At 50.4% G+C, this 22,868-nt stretch carries 23 protein-coding genes; 3 read left to right on the top strand and 20 right to left on the bottom strand.

Annotated elements, in window-relative coordinates; genetic code table 11:
* Positions 1–197: 197 nt before the first annotated feature.
* Positions 198–1,040, bottom strand: coding sequence for a membrane protein insertase YidC (gene yidC, locus IAE55_RS11750; protein ID WP_200632251.1), 843 nt, complete (start codon positions 1,038–1,040; stop codon positions 198–200).
* 830 nt (positions 1,041–1,870) lie between these two features.
* Here yidC and IAE55_RS11745 point away from each other — a divergent pair.
* Both IAE55_RS11745 and IAE55_RS11740 read left to right on the top strand, forming a co-directional pair.
* Positions 1,871–2,818, top strand: coding sequence for a helix-turn-helix domain-containing protein (locus tag IAE55_RS11745; RefSeq protein ID WP_234489489.1), 948 nt, complete (start codon positions 1,871–1,873; stop codon positions 2,816–2,818).
* A gap of 209 nt (positions 2,819–3,027) precedes the next feature.
* Positions 3,028–3,978 (top strand): aldo/keto reductase, encoded by a 951-nt coding sequence (locus IAE55_RS11740; RefSeq protein WP_200632250.1) that lies wholly within the window; start codon positions 3,028–3,030, stop codon positions 3,976–3,978.
* A 59-nt stretch (positions 3,979–4,037) separates the two neighbouring features.
* Here IAE55_RS11740 and IAE55_RS11735 read toward each other — a convergent pair whose 3' ends face one another.
* The 16 genes from IAE55_RS11735 to IAE55_RS11660 form a co-directional block, all read right to left on the bottom strand.
* Positions 4,038–4,679 carry an HAD family hydrolase gene (locus IAE55_RS11735; RefSeq protein WP_145028370.1) on the bottom strand — a complete coding sequence of 214 codons (642 nt, stop codon included), beginning with the start codon at positions 4,677–4,679 and terminating at the stop codon, positions 4,038–4,040.
* Between the two features lie 325 nt (positions 4,680–5,004).
* The gene (locus IAE55_RS11730; protein ID WP_200632249.1) at positions 5,005–6,189 is read right to left on the bottom strand and encodes a serine hydrolase domain-containing protein; all 1,185 of its coding nucleotides are present in this window, start codon (positions 6,187–6,189) and stop codon (positions 5,005–5,007) included.
* A gap of 210 nt (positions 6,190–6,399) precedes the next feature.
* Complete coding sequence (locus tag IAE55_RS11725) at positions 6,400–7,077, bottom strand: pentapeptide repeat-containing protein (RefSeq protein WP_234489488.1); 678 nt, start codon at positions 7,075–7,077, stop codon at positions 6,400–6,402.
* 114 nt (positions 7,078–7,191) lie between these two features.
* On the bottom strand, positions 7,192–7,857 hold the full coding sequence (locus IAE55_RS11720) for a TetR/AcrR family transcriptional regulator (RefSeq protein WP_145164658.1): 666 nt from the start codon (positions 7,855–7,857) through the stop codon (positions 7,192–7,194).
* A gap of 238 nt (positions 7,858–8,095) precedes the next feature.
* Positions 8,096–8,629, bottom strand: coding sequence for a GNAT family N-acetyltransferase (locus IAE55_RS11715; RefSeq protein WP_200632248.1), 534 nt, complete (start codon positions 8,627–8,629; stop codon positions 8,096–8,098).
* Between the two features lie 112 nt (positions 8,630–8,741).
* Positions 8,742–9,464 (bottom strand): nucleotidyltransferase domain-containing protein, encoded by a 723-nt coding sequence (locus IAE55_RS11710; protein WP_145164664.1) that lies wholly within the window; start codon positions 9,462–9,464, stop codon positions 8,742–8,744.
* A 69-nt stretch (positions 9,465–9,533) separates the two neighbouring features.
* Positions 9,534–9,809 carry a hypothetical protein gene (locus IAE55_RS11705; protein ID WP_105444906.1) on the bottom strand — a complete coding sequence of 92 codons (276 nt, stop codon included), beginning with the start codon at positions 9,807–9,809 and terminating at the stop codon, positions 9,534–9,536.
* A gap of 154 nt (positions 9,810–9,963) precedes the next feature.
* Entirely contained in the window at positions 9,964–10,947 is a 984-nt protein-coding gene (locus IAE55_RS11700) for a tRNA dihydrouridine synthase (protein ID WP_105444907.1), read from the bottom strand.
* 410 nt (positions 10,948–11,357) lie between these two features.
* Positions 11,358–11,999: a peroxiredoxin-like family protein gene (locus IAE55_RS11695; RefSeq protein ID WP_200632246.1), complete on the bottom strand. Its 642-nt coding sequence runs from the start codon at positions 11,997–11,999 to the stop codon at positions 11,358–11,360.
* 100 nt (positions 12,000–12,099) lie between these two features.
* Entirely contained in the window at positions 12,100–12,615 is a 516-nt protein-coding gene (locus IAE55_RS11690; RefSeq protein WP_200632244.1) for a hypothetical protein, read from the bottom strand.
* A gap of 515 nt (positions 12,616–13,130) precedes the next feature.
* On the bottom strand, positions 13,131–13,709 hold the full coding sequence (locus IAE55_RS11685) for a TetR/AcrR family transcriptional regulator (RefSeq protein ID WP_105442496.1): 579 nt from the start codon (positions 13,707–13,709) through the stop codon (positions 13,131–13,133).
* Between the two features lie 310 nt (positions 13,710–14,019).
* Complete coding sequence (gene rlmD / locus IAE55_RS11680) at positions 14,020–15,558, bottom strand: 23S rRNA (uracil(1939)-C(5))-methyltransferase RlmD (RefSeq protein WP_200632243.1); 1,539 nt, start codon at positions 15,556–15,558, stop codon at positions 14,020–14,022.
* A 418-nt stretch (positions 15,559–15,976) separates the two neighbouring features.
* Positions 15,977–16,858 carry a diacylglycerol kinase gene (locus IAE55_RS11675; protein ID WP_076176778.1) on the bottom strand — a complete coding sequence of 294 codons (882 nt, stop codon included), beginning with the start codon at positions 16,856–16,858 and terminating at the stop codon, positions 15,977–15,979.
* Between the two features lie 48 nt (positions 16,859–16,906).
* Entirely contained in the window at positions 16,907–17,686 is a 780-nt protein-coding gene (locus tag IAE55_RS11670; protein WP_200632242.1) for a sirohydrochlorin chelatase, read from the bottom strand.
* 1 nt (position 17,687) lies between these two features.
* Positions 17,688–17,978, bottom strand: coding sequence for a YerC/YecD family TrpR-related protein (locus IAE55_RS11665; protein ID WP_076176780.1), 291 nt, complete (start codon positions 17,976–17,978; stop codon positions 17,688–17,690).
* Between the two features lie 567 nt (positions 17,979–18,545).
* Complete coding sequence (locus IAE55_RS11660; protein WP_105442491.1) at positions 18,546–18,782, bottom strand: hypothetical protein; 237 nt, start codon at positions 18,780–18,782, stop codon at positions 18,546–18,548.
* 238 nt (positions 18,783–19,020) lie between these two features.
* Here IAE55_RS11660 and IAE55_RS11655 point away from each other — a divergent pair, with 238 nt between their 5' ends.
* Complete coding sequence (locus tag IAE55_RS11655; protein WP_105442490.1) at positions 19,021–19,614, top strand: hypothetical protein; 594 nt, start codon at positions 19,021–19,023, stop codon at positions 19,612–19,614.
* Positions 19,615–20,039: 425 nt separating this feature from the next.
* Here IAE55_RS11655 and corA read toward each other — a convergent pair whose 3' ends face one another.
* The 3 genes from corA to IAE55_RS11640 form a co-directional block, all read right to left on the bottom strand.
* Positions 20,040–20,999 (bottom strand): magnesium/cobalt transporter CorA, encoded by a 960-nt coding sequence (corA, locus tag IAE55_RS11650; RefSeq protein ID WP_105442489.1) that lies wholly within the window; start codon positions 20,997–20,999, stop codon positions 20,040–20,042.
* A 219-nt stretch (positions 21,000–21,218) separates the two neighbouring features.
* Positions 21,219–22,208 carry an inorganic phosphate transporter gene (locus IAE55_RS11645; RefSeq protein ID WP_105442488.1) on the bottom strand — a complete coding sequence of 330 codons (990 nt, stop codon included), beginning with the start codon at positions 22,206–22,208 and terminating at the stop codon, positions 21,219–21,221.
* Positions 22,209–22,224: 16 nt separating this feature from the next.
* Entirely contained in the window at positions 22,225–22,839 is a 615-nt protein-coding gene (locus IAE55_RS11640) for a DUF47 domain-containing protein (protein WP_076176785.1), read from the bottom strand.
* Positions 22,840–22,868 lie beyond the last annotated feature (29 nt).

Genomic DNA, 22,868 nt, shown 5'->3' with positions numbered 1-22,868 from the left:
AACCCTTCAGTCTCTGCTCTTGCGCTTCCTGACTCGCCTGCCCTCTATGACTCGTCGGTAAAAAGTTGTCCTTTTCATTTCGGTTTGTCGCATAGCCTCAGTTTCCCCGTTAACGAGCCACCAACAAAAATAACAGAGCATCTGAGGTTATGCCTCAGATGCTCTGTACTTAGTATTATTTTATGACTGGTTCAATTTTATAAATCATCTGCACCAGTAGGTAGGTTTTTAATTGCTGACTTTGGCTTCATGTACATTTTATTGAGTATGATCGTTTGCACGATAATGAATATACCGCCAACAGCCCAATATAATGGTAACGCGGCGGGCATCCCAAAAGAAAATACACCCATCATGATCGGTGATAACAAACCGATGAAAGCCATTTGGTTATTTTGATTTTGCTGATACTGCGCTGAAACGGATTGAGACACGCGGAACTGAAGGTAATACACCGCAGCGGCAATAAACGGCAAAATCATATCTGTTTTCCCCAAGCTAAACCACAAAAAATCGTGAGCTGCAATCTCTGGGGTACGACGTATGGCGTAGTAAAATGCTAGGGTGATTGGCCATTGGAGAAGCATCGGTAAACACCCCATGTTTAAGGGATTAAATTGATGCTTCTGGTAGAGCTGCATCATCTCGGCTTGCTGTTGTTTTTTTGCATCCGCACTGACGTCGTTCTTATACTTTTCCTTAAGTGCAGTTAACTCCGGTTGGAGGACGGCCATCTTTTTTTTCATGTCCATTTGTTTCTTGGTTTGATTCATCATGAGTGGCATGATCGCAAGTCTGATGATGAAAGTCATCAGCACGATCGATAATCCGTAGTTTCCGTGAAATGCATTCGCGAAGAATTTGATCAAGATCGAAAATGGATAAATAAAAAAGTGGTTAAATATCCCTGATGAGTCGGCATTAATCGAGTTTGATTGGGATGCTGTCGAACACCCGCTGAGCACAATGATCGGAATAACTCCAATCAACATGACGAGAATGGACTTGGCCCATTTTTGGAGCAACAAAATCTTTTTCATCGTTGTCCTCCCTATTTGAAAGTATGGAATATCAATGTGGGGAAGGACTATTGTCGTCTTCATCAGGTGCTTCTCTTCGTCTGGCGATACGTACGATCCACCGCAGAATGCTGCTGGGTTGTGACAGTCTGACAGCCACAAACCAAGTTGAACCGGCTGCAGCAATTTCATGCCCCCAGTGTATCTTTTGTGAAGAAAAATAGGTGAATGGAAGTAACACTACGGAAGAGATGAGAGCAATCGAGAATGCCAATTGAACCAAGTCATAAAAATGCTCCAGTCAAGTTCACCTCCGCATGAGCGATATGGTTTTTTTTATAATAATTATACGCTTAAAAAAACTGTGTAGTTTCACTATCCTCGTTAGCTTAATGCCTGAAGCCAGTTTAGCTTTGTAACTCCCATAGGTTCTAACCGTTGCCCTTTAACAGTCATAACGGCGAAAATTACGAAAGGAGCTGGCGCGCGGCCAACTCCTTGGCTCTTTATCCATTTCTAGTCTAAACGTAGTAATTTACTTTATCATCACTTAACAGGCACGATTCAATCTTTCGTTGTAAACCCCGGTCATCTTCATAGTCGAAAACAGTATCCAGGAAAACTTGCTCGTTTGGAGCTAAATGAATAAGTCGTCTGAGCTTTTCAGCAAAGTATTCTCGCCGGGTTCCAGTTATACTAAACGTATAAGTGTTGAAAAGTTTATTAAGAAACATAGAGGATGGTTCCTTTGAACATCGGCCAAAGCACATCGTTATCAGGTACCGTCCAAACGGCTTTTAATTATTCTACAGGTAAGCGCAGACGGGCATATCCGAAAGGATGATTATGAAATGGAAACTAGAGCAATCGCAGGAACAAGTAAGGCGGGGACGTCCACGACTATGAGATCAAGCAAAATGGTCAAGGTGCCTCATCAACTGGTAAAGTCTCCGAATAAAAAAGGGAGCTTGAAGCTGGATGGGATGTCCGTTATCGAATTCTGTTTTTACACGCAAGGCATAAAAGGAAGCTTTTTTTTGCAGGATCATCTTCTGCTAATCGTCAAGTCGGGTGTCTATACCATTCGCTTCGGTGATCGAGAATACACGATACGGAGCAACGAATTGATGTTTATTCATAAATCAACTGGAGTCGAGTACGAGAAAACGGGTGAACCCGATTCCGATTATATTCTCGACTATACGATGTTTTTCCTGAACGAGAAGATCGTAGATGAATTCCTCAAGTTCGCCGGTTTAAAACCCATTTATCTCGTGAATGATGTTGTTCCGATAACCGTCTTTCCGATCAATGACCGCATTGGAAGCTATATTGAGTCGTTAAAACCCTATTTCGAGAACCCAGACGAGGTCAAAGAAGGACTCGTTCGTGTGAAGCTGATGGAATTGCTGTTTCACATCGCAGATTCGAATGATCGTTTGTTGCATCAAATGATGCAACCCATAAGCAAGGAAAGAGGCAGCATTGCAAAAATCATGGAGGAGAACTTCATGAATCCCGTTTCCCTTAACGACCTGGCCTATTTGTCCGGCAGAAGCCTGGCGGCGTTCAAAAGGGATTTTCAAGCAATATACAACACCTCCCCGCTCAAATGGGTTCGCAATCGAAGGCTGGATAAAGCCAAGGAACTGCTAGCGGAAACCGTGTTATCTGTTACGGATGTCTGTTTTTCGACCGGATTCGAAAATATCGCTCACTTTTCCAAAGTATTCAAGGAAAGATTCGGACTCCCGCCCTCAGAGTTTAGACGGCAGCTGAGGTTGAAGGAGGATGCCTAAAGGGGCTAAAAAATGGCTGCACAGGCACCTGATTTGAAGATACCGTTTCGCGGAACTTACAGCGGAGCGGTATTTTGTTATTTACAGAAACAAAATGAGCTAAATAAACAAATAGAAATGAGCTTGTAGGCAAAGAAAATCATTCGTCTCCTTGATATTCTTATCTCATGCGGTAAACGTTTCACTAATTTAGAAAGGTGTTGAAACTAATGAAAAAAGTAAAATTGCAAAATGAAATGATTCCTCCGATCGCTCTTGGTACTTGGTCATGGGGGACCGGTCAAGGCGGCGGGGATGCTATTTTCGGGAATCATCTTACCGCGGAAGACTTAAAACCGGTTTTTGATGCGGCGATGAAAGCCGGACTCCATTTATGGGACACTGCGACGGTGTACGGAATGGGAGCCTCCGAAAGCATTTTGGGCGAGTTTACCAAAGGCCGCGACGATGTGCTGCTCTCAACGAAATTCACTCCGCAGCTTGGCGGGCCTGTTGAAGACCGCTTGAACAGCAGCCTGAACCGGCTCGGCGCAAACCAGACGGATATCTATTGGATCCACAATCCTCTTGATGTAAAAAGATGGACTCCAGAGCTGATTCCGCTCATGAAAAGCGGAAAAGTAAAATATGCAGGTGTCTCCAACCACACTTTGGAGGAAATCCAGCTAGCACAAAGTATTTTGGCTGAAGAAGGGCTGAAAATCTCTGCTGTACAAAATCATTACAGCTTACTGTACCGTTCGTCAGAAGAAGCCGGAATTATTGATTACTGCAACGAAAACAACATTGTGTTCTTCTCCTATATGGTATTGGAACAAGGCGCATTAACTGACAAATACAACGCGAAAAATCCTCTCCCCAGCGGCACCAGAAGAGGAGAGGCGTTTGATGAAGACGTGCTTGCGAAACTGGAAGGCTTGATCCATGTTATGAAGGAAATCGGCAATCATCACAATGCGAATTCTGCACAAGTTGCCATCGCTTGGGCCATTGCGAAAGGAACCGTTCCGATTATCGGCGTTACGAGAACTTCCCAAATTGCTGATGCTGTAAAAGCCGCCGAAATCACGCTGACAGCACAGGAAATCCATGATCTTGAAGCAGCGGCGAAGGAGACAGGAATAGTCATCAAAGGTGAATGGGAAAAGCCGATGCATTAATTACTATAATCCTTCTTGTGCCGGCCTTACCAGGCCCAAACGAAGGTTCTAGGGTCTCTTCAGGTTACTTTCAGGATAATGTCCTTTAGTTCAATCAGCGTCTTGATTCGATAGCTGGCCTGTGAGAAGTCATGTGTTTTGGTGAAGTCGTTATGGACAATAGCACAGTCGATACCAGCCGCCACGGCTGAGTTCAACCCTCTGTTTGAATCCTCTACAACCAGGGTCTCTTCTTTGCTAGCCCCGAAGCGCTTTAGGCCGGTCAAGTATGGTTCCGGGTGCGGCTTGGTGTGCTCGTAGTCTTCACGTACAAGGACGAATTCCATGAATTGTATGATCTGGCGCTTTTCATGAATAAGTTGAAAATCCGCACGTTTTGAAGTTGTCACGATAGCCATGCGGACGTACTTTGACAGTTCGGCTATAGTTTCAACTACACCTTCAATCTCTATGGCTTCTGTTCTTAGATACTCCTGATAATAGACGTTGCGGACCTCACGCTGCTTGCTGATGGTCTGTTCATCAATACCTGCCGCCCTAGCTTGAGACCAAGTGCCCAATGACTGGGTCATGTCGCGGAGGTATTGATCTTTATCCAAGGTAAATCCAATGTCAGCCAGAGCGCGTTCTCCCGCTTTGTAATACCAGAATTCAGTATCTACCAGAACACCATCATGATCGAAAAGTATGTACTTTTTCATTGTTTCGTTCTCCTTTGTCAGCTGTGGCAACCATTCGTGCCATCACGCGCCGTTGATCCCCCTAAATAGACAGACCTGATGTGTTACTGAAGAAATAAGTTATTAAATAATTTCGGTTCTACAATCACTCTATCCTGCCCGTTAGTTGAATAAAGCCAGCCGATCAAAGTAATCGGCTGGCTTCTTGTTCATTATTGAACTATCGTCTCCGTTAGCGTAACATCGTCCATGAATTTGAGCTTTACTCAACTTGGTCATCCCGGTGAACGCTCTACCCATGCACATCCTGAAGGAATCCAGCCTCAAGGCGTACGTGCCACGGTGCTCAGTCCTGTTTACTGTCCGGCTCGGCCACATCAGCCGACCCGGCCAGCCCGCCGCCGAACACCTCCTCGACGAGCTTTGGAATCGCCTTCTGGAACGCCGCTGCCAGGGACATGGCGACGTCGTCCACATAATTCACGGAGGCGGTCAGGGTCTTGCTACCGTCTGGCGTGCTGTACATCAATGCCGCGTAGCCCGAAATGCCGCCGTTGTGGGTGATGATGGTAACGTCGCCGTTCGGACCGGCGTTCTGCACGAACACCCCCAGGCCATAGCCGATTTTGGGATACGGCTTGCACATCTCGGCCAGCAGCGGGGCCGGGAGGAGCTTGCCGCCCATTAGCGCGGAGATGAACGTGTGGAGATCCTTGGTGGTCGAGATCATGTCCCCGCCGGTGGAGATCCAGGAGGGGTTCTGGCGGGTGATGTCGACCGTCTTCTGCTCGCCGGCGTCCTCGTACCGGTAGTAGGCGTGGGCGTGTGGTTCGGGGATCTCCGGCTGCGTGTCTGGTACCACGGTACCCGACAGCCCAAGCGGCCCCAGAATCAACCGCTGCATCTCCTCGGCGAGCGAGCTGCCGGTGACCTTCTCGATCAGCAGCCTGGCCAGCACGTAGTTGGTGTTGGAATAGCTCCAGTCCGTTCCCGGCTCGAATCGCGCCGGCTTGGATAAAGCCAGCTGTACAAGTTCCTCCGGCCGGTAGGTCTTGAACCGGTTGTCTACCCACTCCTGGCCCTGCCAGTGGATCCCCGGCACGACCGTCCCGTCTTCGTAGTACTCGCCGGTGAAGTTGAACACCCCGCTGGTGTGTTGCAGCAGCATCCGCACCGTGATCCGCCGGTCCAGCCCGAACTCAGGCAGGTAGTCTACCACCGGGTCGTCCAGCCCGATCCTGCCCTCGGCAACCAATTGCAGCACCACGGTCGCGGTGAAGGTCTTGGTATTGCTGCCTATCCGGAAGTGCCCGTTTGTAGGCGGCTTCGCCTCCTCGCCCAACCTGCTCACTCCGGCGCTGCCGACCCACTCGCCCTGCTCATCGTGCACGCGCAGCTGCACCCCGAGGAAACCGGAATCGACGATCTCCTGGATGGCCTTCTGCAGTTCCGGACGATCCTGCCCGGCAGCGAATCCTTTTTCCTTCATATTTTCTGACGAACTATAATTTTCTGTTGTTTTCTTTTCCATTTCGTTTCCCTCACTTTACTTTTTTATCAGTCCAATTGGTTTAAACGACAAACTCTCTCCCGGCTTGGCGTTCTCCTTTATCAAAGAATCCGCTTGTGTTCTTTCACTATAGAAGGCTCCGAAACGTCACCTTTCAGCACTTGGAGCTGCTTGTTGGATTTTTGCAGTCCTTTTGCCAGAGTGGTCTTGGTTTGCATCGGATCCCCTCCCTTAAATGACGGTGACTTTTGACAATTTGGCATCCATGCCTTTGAGAGCAGCAAATGTCAGTTTATCCATCGTCGCGCCGTCAAAGCAGATCGTTTTGATCATGCGATAGTACTTCTTAGTAAAGGTAAACCCCGGTTGGAAAGAAACATTTTTTAATGTAGCGCCCTTGAACGAAGCGTTGCTTAAATCCGCTCTGTCAAACTTCACACCGATAAACGTCTGTCCGTCGAAACGCTGCCCGCTCAGATCGGAGTACTTGAAGTCAACCCCGTCAAACCAACAGCCCTCAAAAATCGTTGTTTTCAGATCCGTTGTCGTTAACGTGACGTCGGTCATCCTTACGCCCGTGAATTTGGCTCCGTTAAGATTCGCGCTGCTGAAGTTGGTTCGTACAAGAATCGACTTATTGAAGCTTGCATTGGTCAGGTCAAGCGAAGACAGGCTGCAGTCCGTCAGATTCGTGCCGTCAAAGTTGGCTTCGCGTACGTCGCTTCTATTAAACGTACTGCCGGTCAAATCCGAGCCCGAAAAGTCGGAACCGGCGAGCGCGCTGCCCTTAAACTGTCCTTTATGGGCCGTAACGCCCGCTAAGTCACTCTTCACCAGGTTGCTTCCACTAAAGTTGGTCACGACTTGCTGTTCCAGCGAGCGGGTGGTCATTGTCAATTTCTGATTCATTACATTCACATCTCCTTATAATTAAGTTTTCTAACAAGCACTTTGAATCCGGGTCACCTATTCATACCAACCGTTGGTATGAATAGGCTTAAAAATAAGCTGCCTCTCGGCAGTTTAGTTTTCTTTGCTGACTTCTCTAGCTGACATACGCAACAGTTCCTCGTACCGTTGAATCATTTGCTCATCGAACAGGTCAAGCCCCAGGCCTTTCAATATTTCATCGAAAAGCTTTACCTTGCGCAACACTACCTCGGGCGAAGCTGGAATGATCGCCGGGTTTAACCAAATGTTGGTGAGTACCATCAGCACTTCGCTAAGCTCCCTAGGATAGTCAGTTTGGATCGATCCGTCTCGCATACCCTGTTCGATAATGGGCTGGATATAGATGGGTACGGCTTTATCGATGATGTTCTCGATCAGTGCCGCCAGCATCTTCGGATTACGCAAGAGGTTTGGTGCCACCGATGCCAATTCGTCTTGGGCGGGATTGTCGAGAGAGACGAGGGAAATCTTGCGAAGCTTTTCCCGTCCGTTCAGCTCCTTGTCGTCCCGGACACTGGACAGCATATCATCAACACCTTGGAACAAATGATCGGTGACAGCCTGCAGGATCTCCTCCTTCGACTTGAAGTGATGGTAAATTGCCCCTTTTGTCAGCCCGCCTAGCTCGTTGATGATATCCTGAACGGAAGTCTGCTCGTATCCCTTTTGAATGAACAGGTTAAGAGCCACGGTTAAGATCTGGTTGATTGTTTCTTCAGGATATTTATTCCTTGCCATACGTCTCCTCTTTTCATACATTCGGTTGGTATGTAACAAATATATCCGATCATCCTTTTAATGTCAACACCAAAAAAACAAAATCATTTGATTTGGGTGTTCGGGCGCGAAGCAGCTCTTCAGTTAGCTTTTCACGATGATTTGAATGTACAAGATGCTCACGTCTCGTAATAATATTTTCATTAGGCTATCGTACCCGTTAGCTTAATTGCTAATGAAATAAATTGGATTTCATCAATTATTTTATGGACCAGGGAATAGGTGTAACCTGATTGTTCTCCCAGTCTTCCCTGATCACCGCGTAACCGACGGAGTCGAACAATAGCCCGGCTTGTCTCCAAGATTTACGATGATACGCTTCCAACACGAACAACGATTTAGTAAACAGAGCCCGCATACCCGTGTTATCCACTCTGGTATGGCCTTCAATGCGGATCGCTGCCGGATATTCAGAGAACACGTGTGAGACGATCCACCTCAAAGCTGACTTTCCGATACCCTTGCCCCGATACTCGCTTCGGATTCTCAGATCGAACATTACAATCGGATCGGAGACGTCAAACAATCGGATCAGCCCGACTTTCTGATGGTCGCCTTTATCAATGATCCAGAACGTTCGAGTATTCTCATTGTGATAGGCGCCATTTTCATAAGCCTTTCTGATGTCGGATTCAGTAGGGTTCTCAACTCCATGATAAGGCCAGCGATCTGATGTGAGGAACTGTACGAGCTCCTCAACTTCCTGTTTAACAGATTCAAAAGTGATACTCACGGTAATAGCCCCTTTCTGTATTCCACAATTTCAAAAAATTCCTCTTATGCCGTCCGCTGCAAAGAGGCTCATTTCATATCACTCAATCATTTACTTCCTAACGGACTCATCTTCAGCCTTCCCAGTAATTCACTTCATTTTCCAGCTGGTCTCCCCATGCCTCATACACTTGATTAAAACCAAAAGATCTCAGCATTTTTTCGGTAGCTCTAAACAATATGATTTGTTCCTTGGGGTTAGCGGATTTGGATATCGCTGCAAACCGTTCACTTAAAGCTGTCTTCTGCATTGGAAGATGCTCCAAACGATCGAGTAAGATATCGACTCTATCCAAATAAGGGGGGATAAGCTTATTCATACTAAACAAGCAATTGATTAAGCACATGATAGACGATGAAGCCTGCAGTAAAGACCCAAGTTCATTATTTCTTCTTACGGCCTTCATAGATCGGTAAAAAGCATTCAGATAGGCATCCAACCATCTCGTGACATGTCTCTCAGATTCTTGATCAGATAGTGTACAGATTTCATGAATAACCGATGGCAGCCATGTGGTATGGTCAACGATGATTTGAGCAGTTAAAAAGGCGTTTGCTCGCCAATCCGATAATTTTTGAAGCCCTTTAATCTCCTTTTCGCTTATGTAGGATACATCCCATTTCCAAGCCGCGTTGGGAAGACGCAACACGGGCTCGGACTGTTGATAGACGACAAGTAAATCGACATCCGAGTGCTGGTCATGAGCGTCAGCTGAAACCGAACCCATTAAAAGTACACCTAACACATTGGGCTGACTACAATTTTCATATACTAACTGTTTGATTTGATCAATCATACGAACACCCCCACGATTGAATACTTTTTGTTGTCACTATGAATACAAGTTCTTTTACACTCCTTGCGCCTACATATCCCGAAGCAGCGAAGTATTCAGCTCCGCTCTTCCCAGGTAACCACTGCAGATGACAGGGCGGTTAATGATTTCATATAATTTTTTAAGATCCGTAATGTACTCCTCGCTCCAGGTTTCAAACGATTCGAATTCCTCCTTGGAAATTTGGTGGTACTCCGGGGTGTCGGCGATCCCCGTTAAGACCTCATACGCATAGATATCGTCGCCAAACTTTCCTACAGATTGGTATCTGCCTGTTTTCAGACGGATGTAATCAGTGTATCTCAAGGTCATCACTCCATAGGGATCATCATTATCGTACAATTATCATAATCTGCCTTTCAGTACAACACAATCGCAACCGTATAAGACTAAGTTCCTCCATCGTAGAACGCAAAAAAACTCCATCCCCTAAGGGACGAAGTTACTCCGCATACCTTATTTAACTGTCTCCGCCCTCATCCATACGCTGTGCAAATTCGTCCAAAAGCGCACGTACTTCATCGGTAGACGCCGTGCTCATCAATTGATTTCTGAGTTCGCTTGCCCCTCTAAACCCTTTGACATAAATCTTGAAAAAGCGATGAAGAGCTTTGAATGGCCGCGTCTCTAATTGTTGGGAATACTGATCATGGAGATCCAGCTGCAATCTTAAAAGATCAAGGTATTCGCTACTACTATGCTCCCTCGGTTCTTTTTCAAAGGCAAACGGATTTTTAAAAATGCCACGCCCGATCATGATGCCATCCACACCATATTGTTCAGCCAGCTTCAGGCCCGTTTGACGGTCAGGAATATCGCCATTAATCGTGAGCAGCGTATGTGGCGCCACACGATCCCGAAGTGCCTTTACTTCAGGAATCAGCTCCCAATGCGCATCAACTTGGCTCATTTCCTCTCGTGTACGCAAATGGATCGAAAGATTAGCGATGTCCTGCTTCAAAATATGGGTCAGCCAGTCCTGCCATTCATCCACCCTTGTAAAACCAAGTCTGGTCTTTACACTTACAGGCAGTCCTCCTGCTTTGGCGGCTTGGATGATTTCAGCTGCAACCTCTGGGCGGAGAATCAATCCGCTTCCCTTCCCGTTGGATGCCACATTAGGAACAGGACAACCCATATTGATATCAATCCCTTTAAATCCTGCCTTCGCCATCCCGATACTCATCTTTTCAAAATACTCCGGCTTATCGCCCCATATATGTGCAACCATCGGTTGTTCATCCTCGGTAAATAGCAAACGGCCGCGCACACTATGATTGCCTTCTGGATGACAGTAGCTCTCCGTATTCGCAAACTCGGTAAAAAACACATCCGGTCTTCCTGCTTTACTCACGACATGACGAAAAACAACATGCGTTACATCTTCCATTGGTGCAAGTATAAAGAAAGGCCGGGGTAAATCAAGCCAAAAATTATCGTTCACTTCAAACTCAATCCTCTCGTAATAATAAAGCTTCAGCCGTTATCCAAAAATATAACGCCTCATATTTGACTTCTTATCCACTTATATCATGCTTCATAACATAATGATTAAATCAAAGTACACTCGGATTTCCAACCCTTCTGACCATATTATATATCAAATTACTCTGAAATTTTTATATTGTCAGATATAAGAAAAACTCTATCGACGTACCTTCCAAGAAGACAGACCGCGTTTAAAGGAAGTTTTTCTTGCAATATCAGGAAGCCATGGCTCTGGAGTTTATACTTTCTGATATTATAAGAAAAAGAACGAACTCCCCAATCAGAGAAATTCGTTCTTTATTCCAATCATTTATTCATGCCATTCCTATGAAACATAGAAGTATAGCGCAATTATTATCGTAGGGTTTACAGCTTTCTCAATTCATGCAAAATATTCTCCGGATCCAACCGCTGCATAAAGTCCGGATTCACGTAGGCAGAACGGATGATGCCGGATTCGTCGATCATAAAGGTGGAAGGAATCGGCAGGATCCAGCGGTTCGTCGCGTTATATTCTGCCAGGTCCATGCCCATTTGTTTCATCATGTTCTGGATGTAATCCGGAACGTCGTAAAGGATGTTATAGAAAGCAGCCACGAGACCGTTGGTGTCGCTCAGCACTTGGAAGGTCAGCTCTTCTTTCTCCTGCTGGGAAAGCGTGTTGTCGGGGCTTTGCGGGCTGACCGCGATCAACTGGCCCCCAAGGGCTTCGATGTCCGGCAGTAGCTTTTGATAAGCCTTCAGCTGACTGTTGCAGAACGGGCACCATCCGCCCCGGTAGAAAGTGAGGACAACAGGTCCTCTGGACAGTTCATCATAAAGGTTCACTGTTTCACCCAAGGCATTCTTGAGTGTAAAGTCTTTGGCCTTCTCCCCCTCCTGCCGGCCGTAAGGAATACCGGATTCCTGCTGCTCCCGGATCTGACGGAACATCTCTGTTTGAATTTCCAAAGGGGTATGCGCGATAAATTGCTGTTTGGCTTCCACTAAAGCTTGAGTTAATGACATGTTTTGCTCTCCTTTTAATTAAAACTTTCTCATAGAAGCGGCTATAAATTAGATAGACTTGCTGGTTATTAGTTCAGGTGAAATCTCAATTCATGAAGCTTCATTCGGCAGAAATCTCGGCTGGTGAGGCGAATCCCGCGAGCCTGCTTTGCCTGCGCAAATGGATGATTTGGGCTGTCAAGCCAACGATAAGAATGACGAAGAGACTGCCTTGAGCGCCGAGGAGAATGGGCGAACTCAGATCGGTGACGAAGGGATGGCCGTTAGGAACACGGGTCAGGGTTTCGGTAATGGTCGGCAACATCAGCAGAAACGCCGTCAGGCTCAGGAAGATGGTTTCGAGGTACTTCCCCGCACGCCCTAAGCTCGAAATAAGCCCGACGCCGTATCCGGCGAGCAGCAGCAGGATCGTTGCGGTACCAATGGCATAGCTAGCGGACTGATGCGCGATGGGGAATACGGTGATCGCGCCAATCAGCATCGAAATAAAGTAGACGACACCGGGCTTTGACCGGGGCACAATCCGTCCGTAGCGAGCAAACATATAGATAGCCAGCGGAATGGCGGGCAAGCTGCTGAGTGTATGCACCCAGCCGAGTGATGAAATTCCAAACATAATTGTCTCCTTCCAGTCCATAAGGACAGGGTTGATTTGTTCTGTCTTGTCGCGAGCCGATACTAGCGGCTGACAGCATTTCTGATAAAAAATTCATTTGGTCGTTATTCGCTACCTACTAATAGGTAGGTTAAAAAGACAAGACTCCGCCAGCTGCTTTAAACGTCCCCCCGTGCCCATCATGAAAAGACACCACGCTCGGACCACTCGACGGGACCGGCCTCAACCGATTTCCCATACTCAGCAGTTCTGGATGTATGTCTGATCCATCAACGGGCAGCAGGAGCCGTTTAGCAATCATTCAGCGCAAATCGAATACGCCGTTCTCACTGTAGACTGACGATATGTAGACGGCATGCCTCGTATCTGCACTTGGCGAATGAAATGCGATTCGTTCGTAATATAGCGGGCTGATCCTCATTAGAACATAGCCTGCTCTCAAGACGGGTAAAGCTAAAGGGTTCACCTCTTTTCTTCTAGATCATGACTACAAACCATCGCCATCGCGGCTTTCATCACGAAGAGAATCGCTCCAAAAGCGAGCTTGTCACGACGCCGAATATCTTCGGATCGCCATAGGCACGCGCCGAGAGCATCGCGCCGTGAACCGTCGCCATAAACGCTTCGGCCTCATCATGAGGGGTACCCATCAGTTGAAGCTCCCCTTGCCGTGCGCCGCGCTCCAGCACGGATGTCAACCAAGCCGACAGGGAGCGGAAATGCGCCCGGACCTCTAGGCCAACTTCCTCAGGCAGGACGGGGAGCTGGCTTGCCAACAGCGCGCAGACACAAAACGGAGCGCTGTCGTCCATAATGCAGGCTTCCCAATAGCCAGTGTAGAACCGAAGCAGTTCGAACGGATCGGATACCTGATGCTCGAGATTCGCCATCCCCTCTTCGGCTTCTTTCCGATACCGTGCAACCAGCGTTCGGACCAGATCGACCTTACTTGGGAAATGGTGATGGATGCTCGCCTTACGAATCCCAACCACATCAGCGATGTCGGCATAACTGAAGCCGTTGTAGCCGCCAGCGATGATCAGAGAACGCGCACAAGCCAGGATTTCGTCATAGGTGTTAGATAAATTGTTCATATCGTCATTCTACCTTCTGGTAGGTAGTTTGTCAAATGGTGGCATAGGGGCAAAGCTGGGCGGAATCATCAGTAGGGTAAAATGCAGGCGGGGCAAGGGTTTTAGCGAGTTCTGGGTTCAGGATCGTGGGGCAGTTACCTGTCCCGCTCCTAAAAATAATATTCCCTGCCCCTGGGTTCCCGCGGCGGATATCGATTCGGTTTAAAAAAGCCGAGGAAAAACAGAAGTGAATACCTGAATTTCGTTCGGCTCTTAGGCAAACTATTTATGCTTTAGGCAGACTATTTAGGCTTTAGGCAGACCTTGATTGCTAATTACAACTATCCTTCAACAACCACGCCACCGATTCTACATGCACCGTATGCGGAAACATATCCACCGGCGTCACTTCCACCGTCTTGTACCCACCATCCTCTAGCACCCGCAGATCCCGCGCCAGCGTGGAAGGATTACAGCTCACATACACCACCCGCTCCGGCTTCATCTCCAGGATCGTCTCCAGCAGCTTTGGATCGCAGCCCTTGCGCGGCGGGTCGACGACGATGACGTCCGCTTCAATGCCCTGCTCCTTCCAGGCAGGAATGACATCTTCGGACGCTCCGACCTCGAACGTGACGTTGCTCATCCCGTTCAGTTCCGCGTTGCGGCGCGCATCCTCAATTGCCTCAGGCACGATCTCGACGCCGTACACCTTGCCCGCATGCTGGGCCAGAAACAGCGAAATCGTCCCGATACCGCAGTACGCGTCGATGACCGTTTCCTTCCCGGTCAGCTGCGCATACTCGACCGTCTTCCCGTACAGCACCTCGGTCTGTGCCGGGTTCACCTGATAGAAAGACCGCGCCGAGATGGCGAATTTCACGTCGCCGATATAATCATAAATGACCTCACTGCCCCACAGGACACGAGTCACGTCACCGAAAATCACATTCGTCTGCTTCGTGTTGACGTTCTGGCATATGCTGACGACCGACGGCAGCTGTTCGCGGATCTCCGAGATCCACTCGTCCGCATGCGGTATCTTGTCTCCGTTAGTGACCAAAACGATCATCATCTCACCGGTGCGGAAGGCCACCTTCACGACAACGTGGCGCAACAGGCCCTGGCCGGTTTCTTCGTCGTACGCCGTGATGCCGAGCTTCCGCCCGATGGCCTTCACGCGCGCAACGACCTCATCGTTGTGCTCGTGCTGAATGAGGCAGGTCTCCATGTCGATGATGCGGTGGCTGCCGCGGGCGTAGAAGCCGCCCACGAGGCCGCCTTCGGTGACGCCGATCGGCACCTGGGCCTTGTTGCGGTAGCGCCACGGCTCGTTCATGCCCCTCGTGGCATGAACCTGGATGCCCTGCTGCGCTGGACCGCCCGCTGCGGCAGCGGGCGCCGGCACAGCAGCATCCGCGCCTTCCGCCCCACCTATGGCCTGCGGCCCGTGCAGCTCGGGCTCGCCGAGCACCTGCAGCTTGCCGATGCGCGTCAGGTTGTCCACGACCAGCTGGCGCTTCCACGCGAGCTGGGCGGCGTAGTCCATGTGCTGCAGCTGGCAGCCGCCGCACTGGTCATAGATCGGGCAGGGCGCCGCGATCCGGTCGGGGCTCGCCTGCACGATGTCGAGCAGCTTGGCGTAGCCGTACTGCTTCTTCGTCTTGAGCACCTTCACTCGGACCTTCTCGCCGGGAAGGGCGCCCGCGACGAACAGGGTGTAGCCTTCTGCTCGGCCAACCCCCTCTCCGTCGTGGTTCATGCCGATGATGTCGATGACGGCCTCATCGTTTTTCGCTACCGGCAGGCCGGCAATCGCTGCAGGCGTGCTGCGGCGGCCGGGGTTCCGGCGGCTGTGTCGCTTGTTCATGCTGCTTGAGTCACTTCTTTCGAGTATATTTTGAAAGGGATAGCCCCGATGCACGGCGGCCTGTCCACTTATATTCGTCAAAGTTATATGAGGAATTGAATACCGATCTATGATTCATCCATGTTCCGCATACTAATCCTTGCTCATTCCTTGCTACACACACTAATCCATCTTTTATCCCGCGGGTCATAAGCCCCACAACCCTCTGGCTTCATTTCTTCCCCGCATCCTTCCCATTATAACAGAAAAGCGCACAAAAAAAGTCAAGATGCCCTGCCCCCATCCATGGCGGATGAGCCGCATGCCGACACCTTAACTCTCCTGCGATGATCCACAGCCTGCTCAGCTTCCCTGCGGCCGGACGAACCATCCTGTTCCTATCCCTGTTGTCTATATCGAAGTATGTCAAAAGCAAGCCTTACGCAAAAATCCGCAAATGCTGCGGCAGCACCGAAAACTGCCCCGGCAGCGTTCCGCCAAGCTCTCCGTCCAGGTTCAGCAGCACCTTGCCCGGGGACGTCACTTCCATCGATCTCGTGCGGAAGTAGACGACCTTCTTGTCGTTGAAATGTTCGCCGCGCAGTGCGAGGCTGACCAGCCGCACGAATTCGGCCAGGTTGCACTTCTTGAGGGCGATCACGTCGAGCAGGCCGTCGTCGATCCGCGCGCCCGGCGCGAGCTTCTCGAAGCCGCCGACGGAGTTCGTGTTCGTGATCAGGAAGATCATGAACTCGTCATGGATCGTCTCCTGGCCCTCGGCATTGATGATCAGCTCCTGCGGAGACAGGCTGACCATCTTCTCCACGCCTTTAATATAATAAGCGAGCTGGCCGATCATCGTCTTCAACCGGCTGGGCACGTCGTATGTCAGCTCTGTGAGCGTGCCTCCCCCAGCAATGTTGATGAAATACCGGTCGTTCGCCTTGCCCACGTCGATCGGGCGGGTCTGCTGGCGGATGACCAGGTCGCAGTAGTCTTCCCAGTTCCTCGGAATGCCTAGCCCCCGCGCAAAATCGTTTGTCGTTCCGACCGGGAACACGCCGAGCGGCGGCAGGTTATCCCGCTCCGCCATGCCGTTGACGACCTCGTACAGCGTGCCGTCCCCGCCGGCGGCGATAATCATGTCGTACCCCCGCTCCACGGCGTCGATGGCCGCCTTCGTGGCGTCCCCTTCGCCCATCGTGGCATGGCAGGAAGCCTCGATGCCGCCCTGATCGAGCCGGTGCAGAATGTCCGGCAGACGCCGGCGCATTTCCTCCCGGCCTGAGGTGGGATTATAAATCAAACGTGCTCTTTTCATACATACGCCACCTAATAAGTTGATAATTTCCGAATAAGCGCCTGTTCCTTACAATGACGCATCAGCATCACGCGCAAGCCAGCTCCGGATCTGCCGCTCCATCCAATGGGTCAGCAGCGGGTGCGGCAGCAGCGCTTCACCTGAATACCGGTAATTTAACCCGTCCAGCCGCTGCGGAATCACCGTCCGGGTGAAATAGCCGTCACTCAAAAACAGCGGAGCTGCAATCACCTGCATTCCGCGTTCTTTCTGCCAGTATTCCACCTTCGCCCGCACGCTGTCGGGCCGAAGCAGGGCATAGTCCGCCGCGGCCAGGCCGCCGATCGCCCGTGCGCTCTCCGCCAGGCGCGAGAGGCCTTCCTCCCAGCGCTCGCGGAAACCGTCGTGGCTGCTGCCGTGACCAACAAGAATAAGAACCTCCTCGTCGGGGTTCTTCGATTCCGTCTTCACTTTATCCCACACCATGCGGGCCACGTCCGGATCGTTGTCGATCGGCTTTCCGTACAGAATATTCGCCCGGATGCGAAATGGCTCCAGGTCCGTGTCGATGGCCGGGGCGTCAATGACGCCAAGCGCATATGCGATTTCATTCACATGGGTGCTGCCCGAAGAGACAAACAGCGGAATCACCAGTATATCCGTTACGCCCTGACGCTCCAGATCATCGATCCCGTCCTGAATCAAGCGGCCTTCCACGATCTCCAAGAACGAAGCCGCCACAGGGATTTCTCCCCGCAGCGGCAGTTGCCCAACGGCATCGTCGACCAGCTGGACCCAGGAGGATTCCCTGGAGCCGTGACTGATAACAAGTACCCCCGGTTTGCGCATATTAACGCCCGAGACGCTCTAACGTCATTTTATACCCTTCGTTGCCATAATTCAAACAGCGTTTCACCCGCGAAATGGTGGCCGTGCTGGCTCCCGTCTCCGCCTCGATCTGATTGTACGTGCTGCCCTTGCCGAGCATACGCGCCACTTCCAGACGCTGGGAGAGGGATTGGATCTCATTGACAGTACACAGATCGTCGAAAAATACGTAGCATTCCTCTACATCTTTAAGAGTTAAAATGGCTTCAAATAGTTGGTCGATGCTTTTATCATTAAGTTTCTTCAGCTGCACTGAAATATCATCCCCTATTGTAACTATTGCCTATTCAGGATTTTGCTCCCGTCACAGGGTCTTTCCACATTTAATATCGGTCAATCCGTGTTCAAATGATAGTCCTCTATGTACTCCCATTGTACCGAGCCGGTATGAACTTTTCAAGCGTTAACGGATTCACGCACTGAAGAGTTGCATGACAGCAGGCCAAATAAAGCGACATGGATCCGCCGCCCGGTCCCCGATGCCCTTCCACGGTTAAAATGCATAGAACACCACCTTCCACTTGAAAGCGCTTAAATTATACATCATCCAGACGGGCTTGTACATGTTTTGGTGGATCATTTCCAATTCCCGGCATTGGACTCCGGGTTGTGATCACAAGTTAGCGATATTCCTTCTCCCGATCTTCCGCACACGCACCAACCGGGCCTCCGCTGAATCTTGTAGGGTAAGAGGTCTGGGATCCTTGAATGCCGACTTTTGTGCAAAAAAAAACCGCCCGATATGGCGGCATGGCACGTCGCTGCAATGTTGCTGTTCATTCATTCCGGTCTCCATGGTCCCTCTCTATGTCGTGCCCATTCATTCCGGATTCGAAGCTCCATCATTGGCTTGTGCGTTCTTCTCCTTATGATAATCCTCCCAGAGCGGGGCGATGTATCGTTCCAACGTGTTTACGATCTCATTTCTCCGGCCTTCTTCGATATTGACCGTGTCATTTAAAATATCGTTCCGAATCCGGATGAGCACAAATAGTGGAGGTAATGCCACCTCACGCAGCGCCTGAATCATGTGTTCTTCTTGGGACGAAATATCCATCACGGCATCTTCCTTTTCTGTTTGGGATGAGCTCATTATAAACCGTGACATTAGTGTCAGGGTCAAGCAAAAATAAGCCGCATTCCAAACGATACCGACCGTTTCATCCGCTGCTTCTACGCCGCCTGGGCGTCCGCCCGTTTCCGCTCCTATCCCTGTCTACCGGGCTAACGTCCATACATTATGTTTGCCCAGCACATACAGTATAGTAAATCATTCCAAAAAGGAAAGTGATACCATGCCTGAGCATTACTACCATAAGTCAAAGGCAAAGCCCAAAGCTGACCACCGCTCGCTGAACGAATTTGCCTCCCCATATCCACAGTCCCCATATCCCGGCATTCAAGGCTATCCTGACTTTGGAGCACCCGGCGGATTACCCGGCGGCGCTCCCGGGTTTGCGCCTTATTACGGACCTGAAGGGTTGGCAGGTACGGCGGAGATCATCCCGCCAGTGTCCGCAGCCGCCTCTGCTGCTCCCGCGGCCGCCGCAGCCGCAGCCGCCGCACCGGTCGCTGCAGCAGCCGAAACCGCCAAAACCGGCTTCTCCCTCGCCCAGCTCGGCGACCTCAAGGGACTGATCGACCGGGTGGGCGGCATCGACGGCATCGTGAACTCCGTCGGCAAATTCCAGAAGGTGATGACCGGTATGCAGCAGATCGCCCCGATGTTTAAGCTGTTCGCTGGTCTCGGTAAAGGGAAAACCAACAGCAGCAATGATGGCGAGTATAGACCGCGCCGGAGAAAGAAGTCCAAGAAATCGTCTTCCAAGAAAAAATCGTCGTCGAAGAAGAGCTCGTCGAAAAAAACATCCAAGAAGAAGCGCAGCTGACGCCAAAAAATCCACCAACATTTCCGCTTAAGCGTCGAACGAAGCCTTCATTGGTGCGATGAGCCGGTGTCATGAACCGGTGCCATATCGTACCTCATGCCCTATCGTACTCATCATTCACAGTATCGATACCCTCATGTCGCCCATTTTACCGAAAGAATAACGATGATTCCCTCTTCGCCACCATATCATACCCAAAGAACATACAAGCGCCAGGTCCCAGCGCAGAAGTCTCTCCACTTCCGTGCTTGGCCTGGCGCATTCCGTTCTACCATACGTTGTCTTGGCATGATGCATTCCGTTCTACTTTAACATTCAATTGGCATAACCCATCCCGTTCCCACTATAACTTTCTTTTGGCATGAGGCATTCCGTTCTTCTTTAACCTCCTCTTAGCCTGACGCACTCCTTTACAGCCCTTACCCCTATTTGAACCATCCGCGCTTCGTGAACCACAGCACCATGCCCGCCCCAAGCACGAACATGAGCAGCATGACGGCGGGGTAGCCGTACTTCCAGTTAAGCTCGGGCATATTGACGAAGTTCATGCCATAGATGCCGGCGATGAGTGTCAGCGGCATGAAGATGACGGTAATGACCGTCAGTGTCTTCATGATGGCGTTCGCCCGGTTGGAGTTGAGCGAGATGTAGCTGTCGCGCAGGTCGGCGGTCATTTCGCGGTCGGCCTCGATCATGTCGGTCAGCTTGAGCAGATGGTCGTAAATATCGGCAAAATACACTTTGTGCTCGCTGTTGTTCTGGACATGCTGGGAGTTGACGACCCGGTACAGCAGATCGCGCATCGGCACGATCGTCCGCCGCAGCTTCAGCAGCCGGCCGCGCAGGTCGAACACCTGGTTCATCAGCTCCTCGACCGACTCTTTGCCGCCGCGGTTCTCCAGGTCGGCCAGCTCATCCTCGATTTTGTACAAACTCGGAAAATAGCGGTCCACCAGGTGGTCCATTATCGTATAGGCACAGGATACCGGGCCGCGCGCCCAGATTTTGCGGTCATGCGCATGCTGGAGGATCTGATTCCAGGCGTCGTCGACGACCGGCAGCTCTTTGAGATGAAAGGACACGAGCAGGTCGTGCCCGAGGAATAGGTCCACCTCATCCACCCCAAGGGTATCGGGATCGAGCGCATGCAGAACGAAGAACTGCAGATCCTCGTACATATCCAGCTTCGGCCGCTGCAGCACATGCATGCAGTCCTCGACCGCCAGCGGGTGAAAATGAAAATACGTATGTAAAAGGGCGGATTCTTCTTCGGTCGGACCGTTGAAATCCACCCACATCCAGGCATAGTCCTCCATCCGGGCTTCTTCCAGCGAAATTCCCGTCAGCACTTCATGGGTATGGGTAATGGCAAGCGTGCGTATCATCGGCGTTCAGCGAAGCTCCCCTCTAGCGGCTTATGTTGCGGCTCCGGCAGAAGCGGAGCACTTTATATGTATGTTCTGATCTATCTTAGTATTGTACAGCATCCGTTCGAGCGAAGTCACGCCGGCGATGTTTTTGCGCAACAAAAAAGCCAACCCTTTGACGATTGGCCCCCACTCTACTCCAAATGTGTACATCTATATATATGAGATTAACGAAGATTAGAAAAAGATTTTAAAGATAATGCCCGCCAGCACCGCTGAAATCGGAATGGTAATGAACCAGGTGATGACGATTCTTCCGGCCAGTGACCATTTCACTTCGGAAAAGCGCTTCGCGCTGCCCACGCCGAGAATAGCGGACGTAATTGCGTGCGTCGTACTGACTGGCAGGTGCAGGAGCGTTGCCGAGAAAATGACGGAAGCGGACGAGAAGTCTGCCGCAAAGCCGTTGATCGGCTCGATTTTGAATATTTTCGTACCCATCGTCTTGATAATTTTCCAGCCGCCGATGGACGTGCCAAGCGCCATGGAGGTCGCCGCAGCGATTTTAACCCAGAGCGGAACTTCGAGCGTCTCCAACCGGCCCGATGTCACCAGTGCCAGGGTGATGATCCCCATCGCCTTTTGCGCATCGTTTGTGCCGTGCGTGAACGACTGCAGCGCCGCCGTAATGATCTGCATAAACCGGAAGCCTTTATTGACCGTATGCGGACTGCGTTTGGCAAAGATCCACTTCAGAATCGTCATGACGATATAGCCGATCACAAATGCAATCAGAGGGGATAACAGCAAGCCCTCCACAATTTCCGTAAAGCCGCTCCACTTGATATGGCTTGCGCCTGCTCCGACGTACACCGCTCCGGCCAGCGCACCGATGAGTGCGTGTGACGAGGAGGACGGAATGCCGAGCCACCAGGTGACCAGGTTCCAAATGATCGCCGCCAGCAGCGTGGCTATGACGACTTCAAGCCCGTTATTCAGCGTCGAGGGGTCGGTGACACTGCCGCCGATTTTCTTCGCGACGCCCGTAAACATAATCGCGCCGACAAAGTTCATGACCGCCGCCAGAAGGATCGCCGTCCGCGGCTTCAGCGCCCGTGTCGATACGGACGTGGCAATCGCGTTCGCCGTATCGTGGAAACCGTTGATAAAGTCAAACGCCAGTGCCAGAATGATGACTATGGTAAGTACAAATAATGATGTCTCCATGTGTCTCCAAAACCCCTTACGAGTTGCTCATAATGATCGATTCCAGCATGTTGGCCACGTCTTCGCAAGCGTCGGTGGTCGTCTCAAGGCGTTCGTAAATTTCCTTGCGCTTGATCAGCTCGATCGGATCGGTCACTTTCGCAAACAGCTCTTTAATACAAATACGAAGCAGCTCGTCGCCCTGGTTCTCCAGGTCGTTCAGGCGGATCGTATATTCACGCATGGCCAGCAGCTTCTTCTGGGACAGCAGGTGGATCGCTTTCTGAATTTCATAAGCCGACTGACGGAGAATTTCCGCAAATTGCACGATATACTCATCCGGATCCGGGAGATGGTACATGTCGAAACGGGAAGCGCAGGCCTCCAGCCCGTCCATCACATCATCCATGGTGGTTGTCAGGTCCATGATGTCGTCACGTTCGATGGGCGTAATGAATGTCTTGTTGAGTTCTGTAATAATCGTGTGCGTGTAATCGTCACATTGCGACTCGAATCTCTTCATTTCGTTGGCAAAAACAAGCACATCTTGCAGATTGTCCACATGCTGGGCGAAATAATCGGCAGCCTGCACAATCGTATCGGCCATATTCTCCAGGGTTTGGAAAAATATGTCCTTTTTCTTCAATCTCATACGATAACCCCTTTACATAAGTTTGCATA

Source organism: Paenibacillus sp. S28 (assembly GCF_016624415.1).
In the GTDB taxonomy this organism is placed as follows: Bacteria; Bacillota; Bacilli; order Paenibacillales; family Paenibacillaceae; genus Paenibacillus_AQ; species Paenibacillus_AQ favisporus.
The sequence above is the reverse complement of the archived record's forward strand: the minus strand, read 5'-3'. Positions and strand labels throughout refer to the sequence as shown.